Below are 11,517 nucleotides of genomic sequence, written 5' to 3' on the forward strand. Positions count from 1 at the left end.
AGTATTTGCGGCGGCGCTGATGCTGTCAGAAAGCGTCTTGCTCTTGTTGTAGAGCAGCCAGTATGAGTTATGGAAATTCGGGTGCGGGTCGTTCAGGTCGTAATAGCCGGCCGTTATGTCGGTGATTTCTATCGCGAGATGGGCAGCAGAAGGAGAAATTCCCCCTGGCGCGCCGATCGCGTGAACCCCTCCCCGCGATCATGCGGCGACCTGAATTTAGCGAGAAGTTTGCCTTCAGGTCAAGAATGTGCATTCGAAAAAGTGACACCCTGACCGGTAAAGCGGGAATGACCGGATTGTGTTTTGCGGGTATGGGTGGTGTGTGGGAGGCGTGGAGGGTGTGCAGCGGTGTCCGGTGTGCAGCGCTTACCCTCGGTTCCATGACTGACGTACGTGCTGAGCTGCTCCAGCAGATCAAGGACAAGGCCGTGGTACACGGCAAGGTGACCCTCTCCTCGGGTCTTGAGGCCGACTGGTACATCGACCTGCGCCGCATCACGCTGGACGGCAAGGCCGCTCCGATGGTCGGTCAGGTCATGCTCGACACCACCGCCGAACTGGACTACGACTGCGTGGGCGGGCTGACGCTCGGCGCCGACCCGGTCGCCACCTCGATGCTGCACGCCTCCGCCGCGCGCGGGCAGGAGCTGGACGCGTTCGTCGTCCGCAAGGCGCAGAAGGCGCACGGGATGCAGCGCCGCATCGAGGGCACGGACGTGAAGGGCCGCCGCTGCCTGGTCGTCGAGGACACCTCGACGACCGGCGGTTCGCCGCTGACGGCGGTCGAGGCGGTGCGCGAGGCCGGTGGCGAGGTCGTCGCCGTCGCCACGATCGTGGAGCGGGGTGCGGCTCCGGCCATTGCCGAGGTCGGACTCCCGTACCTCCACGCCTACACGGTGGCGGACCTCGATCTGTCCTGACGCAGCGGGCTGACCTGCGGTTTCCATCGAGGGCGGGCTGTTTCACGTGAAACGGTCCGCCCTCGACGCATGCCCGTGGATCGCTCGTCCGTGTACAGGGGGAACGGGGCGGGTGGAGCCGGAGCGAGAGTCTGGGAAGATGGGGGCGACGATGACGTCGCCCCCAGGTCAGGGAACCAGCACGCACACCCGCATATCCCAAGGAGCGGTCAGATGCCCATCGCAACCCCCGAGGTCTACGCCGAGATGCTCGACCGGGCGAAGGCAGGCAAGTTCGCCTACCCGGCCATCAATGTGACGTCGACCCAGACCCTGCACGCTGCATTGCGCGGCTTCGCGGAGGCGGAGAGCGACGGCATCGTCCAGATCTCCACCGGTGGGGCGGAGTTCCTGGGCGGCCAGTACAACAAGGACATGGTCACGGGCGCCGTCGCCCTTGCCGAGTTCGCGCACATCGTCGCCGCCAAGTACGGCATCTCGGTCGCGCTGCACACCGACCACTGCCCCAAGGACAAGCTGGACGGTTACGTACGTCCGCTGCTCGACATCTCCGCCGAGCGCGTCGCCAAGGGCCAGAACCCGCTGTTCCAGTCGCACATGTGGGACGGTTCGGCCGAGACCCTCGCCGACAACCTGGCCATCGGCCAGGAGCTGCTCGCCAAGGCAGCCGCCGCCAAGATCATTCTTGAGGTCGAGATCACCCCGACCGGCGGCGAGGAGGACGGCGTCACGCACGAGATCAACGACGAGCTGTACACGACCGTCGACGACGCGCTGCGCACCGCCGAGGCGCTCGGTCTGGGCGAGAAGGGCCGCTACCTGCTGGCCGCCTCCTTCGGTAACGTCCACGGCGTCTACAAGCCGGGCAACGTCGTGCTCCGCCCCGAGCTGCTGAAGGACCTCCAGGAGGGCGTGGCCGCCAAGTACGGCAAGACGGCCGGCAGCCAGCCCTTCGACTTCGTCTTCCACGGCGGCTCCGGCTCCACCGAGCAGGAGATCACCACCGCGCTGGAGAACGGCGTCGTGAAGATGAACCTCGACACCGACACCCAGTACGCCTTCACCCGCCCGATCGTGGACCACGTGTTCCGCAACTACGACGGCGTCCTGAAGGTCGACGGCGAGGTCGGCAACAAGAAGGTCTACGACCCGCGCAGCTGGGGCAAGTCCGCCGAGGCGGGCATGGCCAAGCGCGTCACGGAGGCCTGCGCCAACCTGCGGTCCACCGGCACCCGGCTGAAGTAGCCGCCGGTACGAAGCGTGGCCGTGGGCCCGGTACCCCTCGGGGTGCCGGGCCCACGGCATGTCCGAGAGAAGACGTGAGGGATCCCTGTGAGTTCCAGTGCGCGCTATGACTTCGACACCGTCGTCGACCGCCGGGGCACCTGGTGTGTCCAGTGGGACGGGGTCGCGGACCGGTTCGGAGTGGACGGGCTGCTGCCGTTCACCATCTCCGACATGGACTTCGAGACCGCCCCACAGGTGCTGAGCGCGCTGCGGGCCCGGCTCGACCACGGGGTGTTCGGCTACACGGACTGGCAGCAGGACGACTTCCGCTCGGCGATAGCCCACTGGTACGCGACCCGGCACGGGACGCGGATCGACACGCGGCAGCTGGTGTACGGGCCGTCCGTGCTCAACCAGCTCTCGCAACTGCTGCAGATGTGGACGGCCGAGGGCGACGGCGTGGTGGTCCACACCCCGACGTACGACGGTTTCCGCAAGGCCATCACCGGGCTCGGGCGTGATCCGCGGGGCGTGCCGGTGGGGGACACGGCCGCGCTGGAAGGTGAGCTCGCCCGCCCCGACAGCAAGGTCCTTCTCATGTGCTCGCCCCACAACCCGACGGGGCGGGTGTGGACGGAGGCCGAGCTGGGCGAGATGGCGTCGCTCGCCGCACGGTACGGGGTCCCGGTGATCAGTGACGAGATCCATGCGGACTTCGTGCACGAGGGGCAGGTGCACGTGCCGTGGACGCGAGTCGGCGGCGAGGGGCGCTGGGCACTGATCACCTCCGCGTCGAAGGCGTTCAACTTCCCCGCGCTGACCGGCTCCTACGGCCTGATCCGCGACCCGGCCGACCGGACGGAGTTCCTGCGCCGGATGGGGACGGCACAGGGGCTCGCCTCCCCGGCGGTGCTCTCACTGACCGCGCACATCGCGGCGTACCGGGAGGCCGCATCGTGGCTGGACGAGGCCCGCGCGTACATCGCCGGGAACCTGGCGCTGGTCGCGGAACGGCTGAACGGGGCGTTCCCGGAACTGGGGTGGGAGCCGCCGCAGGCCGGCTACCTGGCCTGGATCGGTCTCCGCCCGGCGGGGGTCGACGACGACGAGGCCTTGCAGCGGGTGCTGATCGAGCGCGAGAAGGTCGCGGTGATGCCGGGGACGGTGTACGGGGCGGAGGGCTTCGTGCGGCTGAACGTCGGGTGTCCGCGCTCCAAGGCCGAGGCGGGCGTGGAGGCGCTGATCCGGGGCGTACGGGCCGTGACGGGAAGGGTGCTGTAGGGCCGGGAGCCGACCGCGGCAAGCCTCGGCACCCCCGTCCCGGCACCAGAACGGTACGGGGAAGCCGTCCGTCCGTCGCCCTGACCGCCCGCCCGCCCGCCCGACCGGCCGACCGGCCGACCGGCCGACCGCGCCCGCGGAGCATTCCGGCCTCCCGACGGCCCGTCCGATGGCCCTCCCGGCGGGGAACGGGGATGCTGCTCGTATGTCTGACGCAGAGACGGGAGCCATCCGCGTCGCTTCCCCGACCGGACGTTGGGTCATCCTCACCACCGTCCTCGGCTCCAGCATGGCCCTGCTCGACTCCACCGTCATCAACGTCGCCCTGCCCCGTATCGGCAAGGACCTCGGCACCGACCTGGCCGCCCTCCAGTGGACCGTCAACGCCTACATGCTGACGCTCGCCGGGTTGATCCTCCTCGGCGGTGCCCTCGGTGACCGGTACGGGCGGCGGCGGGTCTTCGCCGTCGGAGTCGTCTGGTTCGCCACCGCGTCCGTGATGTGCGGCATCGCGCCGAACGCCGCCGTGCTGATCGCCGCCCGCGCCCTCCAGGGCATCGGCGGGGCTCTCCTCACCCCCGGTTCGCTGGCACTGATCCAGGCGAGCTTCCATCCGGACGACCGGGCCCGCGCGGTCGGACTGTGGTCGGGGCTCGGCGGGGTCGGCGCCGCCATCGGGCCGTTCGTCGGTGGCTGGCTCGTCGACGGGCCCGGCTGGCGATGGGTCTTCCTGCTCAATGTGCCGCTCGCCGCGGTCTGCCTGCCGGTGGCGCTGCGTCGCGTTCCGGAATCGCGTGACCCGGGAGCGCACGGCCGCTTCGACGTGCTGGGCGCCGTGCTCGGCGCGCTCGCCCTCGCGCTGGTGACCTACGCGCTGATCGAGGCGCCGGGACAGGGCGCGTCCGGCGTGGTGATCGGGGCGGCCGTCGGCGGGATCATCCTCGGCGCGGCGTTCGTGCAGGTGGAGCGGCGGCGGGCGGACCCGATGCTGCCGCCTTCGGTGTTCGCGTCCCGGCAGTTCACCGTCGTCAACATCATCACTCTCTGTGTGTACGCGGCGCTCGGCGGCTACTTCTTCCTCTCCGCGATCCAGCTCCAGGTCGTGGCCGGATACTCGGCCCTCGGCGCAGGCACGGCCCTGCTGCCCACGACCGTGCTGATGCTGCTCTTCTCCGCTTCCTCGGGCGAACTGGGGCAGCGCATCGGGCCCCGTATCCCGCTCACCGTCGGCCCACTGGTCGCCGCGGCCGGAATGCTGCTGATGCTGCGGGTCGGGCCGGGGTCGAACTCCGTCTCCGGCTACTACACCGACGTGCTCCCCGCCGTCGGTGTGATCGGCGTCGGACTCGTCACCGTGGTGGCACCGCTCACCGCGACCGTCCTGGCCTCCGTGGACACGGCACGGGCCGGCCTCGCCAGCGGGATCAACAACGCGGCCGCCCGCGCCGCCGGGCTGATCGCGGTGGCCGCGCTGCCGCTGCTCGCCGGAATGGGCCCGGAGGCCTACCGGAACGCCGATGAGTTCGCCGTGACGTTCCGGCGGGCCATGCCGATGTGTGCCGGGCTGCTCGTGCTGGGCGCGGTGATCGCCTGGACGACCGTACGTAAGCCCGCCGCGGCGCCGGACGAGAAGCGGAAGGCGCGGCCGGAGTGCACGGTGCACTGCGGCGTCGTCGCCCCACCCCTGGAACCCGTGCACGAGGACGTGGACAAGCCGGGCGCGAACAGGCCCCCCGAGCGGCGGCCCGGTACCCCTGGCGCGGACTGAATCCCGTGGCATGTGTGAACGCCCCCCGGCGCGAACTGTCGCCCCGGGTGGCGGCCGGGTACCCCGGCGCGTATGTGCCAGGCACACTTGAACCCATGTCGATCCACGAGAACCTGCTCGGGGGGCCTCCCCCGACCCATCTGCCCGACGACCCGGAGCCGCGCGAGCTGCTCGCCAACGGCACGGCCCCCGCCGATGTCGCCGCGAAGTACCCGACCTCCTCCCTGGCCTGGGCGCAGCTCGCCGACGAGGCGTTCGAGGGCGGCCGCGTCGTCGAGTCGTACGCCTACGCCCGCACCGGCTACCACCGCGGCCTCGACGCGCTGCGCAGGGCCGGCTGGAAGGGCCACGGCCCCGTGCCGTTCGAGCACGAGCCGAACCGCGGCTTCCTGCGCGCCCTGCACGCCCTCGCGCGGGCCGCCCAGACGATCGGCGAGCAGGAGGAGTACGAGCGCTGCTCGACGTTCCTGCGCGACTCCTCGCCGACCGCCGCCGAGACCCTCGGCTAAGAGGAGCTCAGGGTCCTCCGTTCGGATCAGACCGCATCAGCGAGCCGGAGCTCGGTGCCGGGACACTCGGGCCCGGCGTGATCCGGACGAGAGGCCCTGGCCGTACACGTACGCCTTGTGACGTTCCGGACCCCGTGGACGGCAGTACGCCCGCGGGGTCTGCGCGTCCCCGCGGCCTCCGTCTAGGATGCGGACAGGGGACCGGAGCTCCACCACCTCACGGAAGGGGCGGACCGCTACCCGGAAGCTCGTGTCGAGGAGACAGCAATGTCGACGATCCACCCCGACCCCGAAGCCACCGGTGCGCAGACCCCGCACCTCGACTTCGCGGGAACGACTCCGTACGAGGATTACGTCCAGGCGGACGTCCTGACCCATCTCCAGCACCCTCGCTCCGACGATCCGGGCGAAATGGTCTTTCTGGTCACCACCCAGGTCATGGAGCTGTGGTTCACCGTCATCGTCCACGAGTGGGAGACCGCCGCGCACGCGCTGCGCGGGGACCGGCTGACCGTCGCACGCGACGCGCTCAAGCGCTCCGTGCGGGAGCTGGAGGCGCTCAACGCTTCCTGGACGCCGCTCGCCCAGCTCACCCCCGCGCAGTTCAACTCCTACCGTGCGGCCCTCGGTGAGGGCTCCGGTTTCCAGTCGGCGATGTACCGGCGGATGGAGTTCCTGCTCGGCGACAAGTCGGCGTCGATGCTCGTGCCGCACCGGGGCGCGCCCCGCGTCCACGACGAGCTGGAGAAGGCGCTCGGCGAACCGGGCCTGTACGACGAGACGCTCGCCCTGCTCGCCCGGCGCGGGTACGCCATACCGCAGGCCGTGCTCGGCCGGGACCTGACGCAGAAGTACGAGCCGTCCCCCGAGGTCGAGGCCGTCTGGGCGGAGATCTACGCCAACCCCGACCAGCACGACGAGCTGGTCCGGCTCGGCGAGGCGCTGACCGACGTCGGCGAACTGGTGTGGCGCTGGCGCAACGACCATCTCGTCGCCACCCGGCGCGCGATGGGCTCGAAGACCGGGACCGGCGGCTCCGCCGGGGTCGCGTGGCTGGAGAAGCGGGCCTCGAAGAACGTGTTCCCCGAGCTCTGGACGGCGCGCAGCCATGTCTGAGACCTTCGCCGCGCGCGCCGCGGCCCTCGATGCCGCCGACTCCCTCGCCGATCTGCGCAAGCTGTTCACCCTCGACGACACCGTCTACCTCGACGGCAACTCGCTGGGCGCGCTGCCCGCCCACGTACCCGCCCGGGTGCAGGAGGTCCTCGCCCGCGAATGGGGCGAGCTGCGCATCCGGTCCTGGGACGAGAGCGGCTGGTGGACCGCGCCCGAGCGGATCGGCGACCGGATCGCCCCGCTCGTCGGGGCCGCCGCCGGTCAAATCGTCGTCGGCGACTCGACGAGCGTGAACGTCTTCAAGGCCGTCGTCGCCGCGAGCCGGCTGGCGCCGGAAGGACGCGACGAGATCCTCGTCGACGCGACGACCTTCCCCACGGACGGGTACATCGCCGCGTCAGCGGCCCGGATGACCGGCCACCGGCTCGTCCCGGTCGCGCCCGCCGAGGTGCCGGAGGCCCTCGGACCGCGTACCGCGGCCGTCCTGCTCAACCATGTCGACTTCCGCACCGGCAGGCTCCACGACCTGCCCGGACTCACCGCCGCCGTGCACGCGGCGGGCGGGCTCGCCGTCTGGGACCTGTGCCACAGCGCGGGCGCCCTGCCCGTCGGACTCGACGCACACGGCGTGGACCTGGCGGTCGGCTGCACGTACAAGTACTTGAACGGCGGCCCCGGTTCGCCCGCCTACCTCTATGTCGCCGAGCGCCACCAGGCGGCCTTCGACTCGCCCCTGCCGGGGTGGACGTCGCACGCCGACCCGTTCGGCATGACACCGGGGTACCTCCCGGCGGACGGTGCGGTACGCGGCCGGGTCGGTACCCCGGACATCCTCTCCATGCTGGCGCTCGAAGCGTCGCTGGACGTGTGGAACGGGGTGTCGATCGAGGCGGTACGCGCCAAGTCCCTGGCACTGACGGACTTCTTCCTGGAATGCGTCGACGCCTACGCGCCCGAGGGCCGGGTCACCTCCCTCACCCCGGACGCGCACGCGGAGCGGGGCAGCCAGGTCGCGCTGCGGTGCGCGGACGCGGAGCCGGTGATGAGCGCGCTCATCGGGCGCGGCGTCATCGGTGACCTGCGGCGGCCGGACCTGCTGCGGTTCGGGTTCACGCCGCTGTACGTGGGGTTCGCCGACGTGGAGCGGGCGGCCCGGGTGCTGGGCGAGGTGCTGACGGGCACGGCCTGAGGCGGCGGGCCGGGAGCCGGCGGGGCAGGCGCCGAGTTCGGCGGCGTGGACCCGGTGGCCTGCTCCGAGGACAGCCTCCTGGTGGGTTGGTGCGGTGAGGCCGCGGGGCAGGTGCGCGGGGCCGGTTCCGGTGGTCCGCCGCCGGTACCGGCGGCCTTTCGTACTGGTACCGTCCCCGCAGGTCAGCCCAGTTGGGCTCAGAGACAGGACGGTTGGAGCAGCATGTCGGATTCTGCCGCGCGTGATCGTGACGCAGCCGAGACCGAGTCGGCCCTCTCTCATCCACCGGTCGCTCCCGATGCGTCCGCCGCCTACGGCGACCATCCCGCCCAGCTGATCGACTTCTTCGCCCCGCGCGACGGCCGGAGCGGTGCGCCGGTCGTGGTCGTCGTGCACGGCGGGGCGTGGCGGGCGCCGTACGACCGGCAGCATGTGTCGCCGTTCGCGGACTTTCTGGCCCGGCGCGGTTTCGCCGTCGCCAGCATCGAGTACCGGTGCGGCAGCGAGATCCCGCAGCAACGGGGTTCCGGTCCGGTCGCGGGTCGTTGGCCGGAGACCTTCGACGATGTGGCCGCGGCGATGGACGCGCTGCCGGCCCTGCTGGCACGGGAGCTTCCGGACGCCGACGCCCGGCGGGTCGTCGTCACCGGGCACTCCGCCGGCGGGCAGCTCGCCCTGTGGGCAGCCGCCCGGCACGTACTGCCCGAGGGCTCGCCGTGGCGGTTGCCCGCACCGCCGCCGCTGCGGGGCGTCGTCGCCCTTGCGCCGATCGCCGACTTCGCCACGGCCGTCGAGCTGAATGTGTGCTCGGGGGCGGTCGGTCAATTCCTCGGTGGAGCAGCAGACTTCGAGGAACGCTCCGCACACGCCGACCCGGCCGTGCTGCTGCCCACCGGGATCGCGACGACGGTGGTGCAGGGCACCACCGACCTCGATGTGCCGCAGGCGGTCTCGGAGGCGTTCGTCGACGCGGCGGCGAAGGCGGGGGAGACGGTGGGGCTGACCCTGCTGCCCGACGTCGGCCACTACCCGTTGATCGACCCGTCGGCCGACGCGTGCGCGGTGGTGGCGGAGGAGCTGGCCCAGCTGGCCTGGTGAGCGGCGTCCGACGTCGGTCCGGCCACCGTAGTACTTACGACGGACGGCGCAGGATCCGTATCACTGCTGACGACCCGGGCGGGGCTCGGCCCCTACCTTGGAAACGTGACCGAGACCAAGAGCAGAAGCCCTGAGTTCCGACTGGCCGCGGGGACGCTGCGCGGCCTGCGGCAGGACCTTTTCCACGATGCCTTCGCCTACCGTCCGCTGAACCGGATGCGGACCGACGGGCTGCTGCTCCGGCAGCTGTCGGAGCGGATGCGTGCGCGGATCGCATGGACACCCCACGCGCTGGTCGGCGCGGCCGCGCTGTTCGTGGCCTTCATGGGCCTGGCCTCGGCGGACTCCTTCGCTCTGCGTTTCGCGGTCGAAGTCGTCCCGCTCGTGCTGCTCCCGGCGGCCACCGTTCTGATGACGCTGGTCAGGCCGGTCGGCGCGTTCTGGATATCGCTGGCTCTCACTCCGTTCGCGGCGTTCGCCAGCGGTGGTTACTGGCCATGGACGCCCAGCACCTTTCCCTCGCATCTGACGGTGCTGGTCGTGGTCGCGGCCCGGACCCGGCCCCGTACCGCCGCCTGGATGTGGGGCTTCACCGTGCTGTTCGGCGCCGTGATGGACAATTTCGGCGGCTGGCACCGCTCCGCCACCACCTCCGCCTTCGCTCTGGTCTCCGCGTTCGCACTGCTGGTGGTGGCCGTGGTGCAGATCCGTCGCGACGCGGAGCGCGAGGTGACGGTGCAGCGCACCGTGACCGCCGTCGAACGCGACCGGCGCACACAGCTTGAGGAGCGCACCACCATCGCCCGGGAGCTGCACGACGTGGTCGCCCACCACATGTCGGTCGTCGCGATCCAGGCCGAGGCCGCCCCGTACCGGGTGGAGAATCCGCCGCCCGAGCTGGAGCAGGCCTTCGCCACGATCCGGGAAAACGCGGTCGCGGCCCTCACCGAACTGCGCCGGGTCCTCGGTGTCGTACGGGCCGAGGACCAGCAGGTGCCGGACGCCCCGCAACCCACCCTCGCCCAGCTCGACGGGCTCCTCGCCAATGTGCGCGAGGCGGGTCTGGAGACGGAGAAGACGGTCACCGGCGCGGTACGTGAACTGCCGCAGGGAGTCGAGCTGTCGGCGTACCGGATCATTCAGGAAGCCCTCAGCAACACCCTGCGGCACGCACCGGGTGCCACGGCCAAGGTGGAGCTCGGCTATGTGCTGGGGGGACTGGGTCTGCGCGTCGTCAACGGGCCGCCGACCGGTCAGGTGAAACCCTCACCGGGCGCCGGTCACGGGATCACCGGGATGCGGGAGAGGGTCGCGATGCTGGACGGTGACATGACGGCCGTGGCGACGGCGGAGGGCGGCTACGAGATCACGGCCTTCATCCCGGTCCAGCTCGCCGACGAGCCGCACGAGCCGCACGAGCCGCACGGAGCGGACGGCGGGACGGACGAGCCGTACGGGACGGGCGAGCCGTACGGTGCGGACGAGAGGCGCGGGGCTCGGCTGGAGAAGCGCGAGATCCGGCTGGAGAAGATGGAAGAGGCGGAGAGAGCATGACGGGCATGACCACCTCCGCGTCCCTCTCCACCTCCACCACCTTGCCCATCCGGGTGTTGATCGTCGACGACCAGATGATGGTCCGCGAGGGCTTCTCCGTGCTGCTCAACGCCATGCCGGGGATCGAGGTCGTCGGCGAGGCCGTCGACGGCCGACAGGCCATCGCGCAGGTCGCGGCGCTGCGCCCCGACGTGGTGCTGATGGACATCCGGATGCCGGAGCTCAACGGCATCGAGGCCACCCGCGAGATCGTCGCCGCCGACGCGGACGCCAAGGTGCTCGTGCTGACCACCTTCGATCTCGACGAGTACGTGTACCAGGCGTTGCGCGCCGGGGCGTCGGGCTTCCTCCTCAAGGACGCCTCCGCCCGCCAGCTCGCCGAAGGGGTACGGGTGGTCGCCTCCGGCGAGGCTCTGCTCGCCCCGACCGTCACGAAGCGGCTGATCAACGAGTTCTCGAAGCTCGCCGAGGCCCCGCGCCCGCCCGCCCTCGCCCGGATCGGCGACCTCACGGAGCGCGAGACGGAGGTGCTTGTCCTCATCGCGCAGGGGCGGTCCAACTCGGAGATCGCCTCGCGCCTGGTGGTCGCCGAGTCCACCATCAAGACGCATGTGAGCCGCATCCTGGTGAAGCTGGGGCTGCGCGACCGTACCCAGGCAGCCGTCTTCGCGTACGAGGCCCGGCTGGTCACTCCTTCCTGAGGAGCCTGAGGGGCCCTGAGGGTGTGGGGGCCTGAGCGGCCTTGCGGGGCCGCGGGGGCCTCAGGGGTTTCGGGGGGCCTGGCGGGTGCTGGGGAAAGGCATGGGGGAGGCCGGGGTGGGTGGTCGGCGGGCGGCGGGGCCGGTTAGCGTCCGC

The 11,517-nt window shown here is 71.1% G+C and carries 10 protein-coding genes; all 10 read left to right on the top strand.

What is annotated here, in order from left to right:
• Window positions 1–380 precede the first annotated feature (380 nt).
• The 10 genes from pyrE (at window position 381) to ABZ826_RS20290 (ending at window position 11,363) form a co-directional block, all read left to right on the top strand.
• On the top strand, window positions 381–920 hold the full coding sequence (pyrE, locus tag ABZ826_RS20245) for an orotate phosphoribosyltransferase (RefSeq protein WP_361449763.1): 540 nt from the start codon (window positions 381–383) through the stop codon (window positions 918–920).
• Window positions 921–1,133: 213 nt separating this feature from the next.
• Window positions 1,134–2,165 (top strand): class II fructose-bisphosphate aldolase, encoded by a 1,032-nt coding sequence (fbaA, locus tag ABZ826_RS20250; protein ID WP_361449765.1) that lies wholly within the window; start codon window positions 1,134–1,136, stop codon window positions 2,163–2,165.
• 87 nt (window positions 2,166–2,252) lie between these two features.
• Complete coding sequence (locus ABZ826_RS20255; protein ID WP_361449768.1) at window positions 2,253–3,428, top strand: MalY/PatB family protein; 1,176 nt, start codon at window positions 2,253–2,255, stop codon at window positions 3,426–3,428.
• Between the two features lie 205 nt (window positions 3,429–3,633).
• Window positions 3,634–5,196 (top strand): MFS transporter, encoded by a 1,563-nt coding sequence (locus ABZ826_RS20260; protein WP_361449771.1) that lies wholly within the window; start codon window positions 3,634–3,636, stop codon window positions 5,194–5,196.
• 95 nt (window positions 5,197–5,291) lie between these two features.
• Window positions 5,292–5,705 (top strand): DUF3151 domain-containing protein, encoded by a 414-nt coding sequence (locus ABZ826_RS20265; protein WP_361449774.1) that lies wholly within the window; start codon window positions 5,292–5,294, stop codon window positions 5,703–5,705.
• A gap of 267 nt (window positions 5,706–5,972) precedes the next feature.
• Entirely contained in the window at window positions 5,973–6,821 is an 849-nt protein-coding gene (locus ABZ826_RS20270; protein ID WP_361449777.1) for a tryptophan 2,3-dioxygenase family protein, read from the top strand.
• Window positions 6,814–8,010 (top strand): kynureninase, encoded by a 1,197-nt coding sequence (gene kynU, locus ABZ826_RS20275; protein ID WP_361449780.1) that lies wholly within the window; start codon window positions 6,814–6,816, stop codon window positions 8,008–8,010. The genes ABZ826_RS20270 and kynU overlap by 8 nt, the downstream gene beginning before the upstream one ends.
• A 222-nt stretch (window positions 8,011–8,232) precedes the next feature.
• Window positions 8,233–9,108, top strand: coding sequence for an alpha/beta fold hydrolase (locus ABZ826_RS20280; RefSeq protein WP_361449783.1), 876 nt, complete (start codon window positions 8,233–8,235; stop codon window positions 9,106–9,108).
• A 105-nt stretch (window positions 9,109–9,213) separates the two neighbouring features.
• The gene (locus ABZ826_RS20285; RefSeq protein ID WP_361449786.1) at window positions 9,214–10,662 is read left to right on the top strand and encodes a histidine kinase; all 1,449 of its coding nucleotides are present in this window, start codon (window positions 9,214–9,216) and stop codon (window positions 10,660–10,662) included.
• A gap of 5 nt (window positions 10,663–10,667) precedes the next feature.
• Window positions 10,668–11,363, top strand: coding sequence for a response regulator transcription factor (locus ABZ826_RS20290; protein ID WP_361449789.1), 696 nt, complete (start codon window positions 10,668–10,670; stop codon window positions 11,361–11,363).
• Window positions 11,364–11,517 lie beyond the last annotated feature (154 nt).

It is taken from the genome of Streptomyces sp. NPDC047515 (assembly GCF_040643055.1).
Taxonomy (GTDB): domain Bacteria; phylum Actinomycetota; class Actinomycetes; order Streptomycetales; family Streptomycetaceae; genus Streptomyces.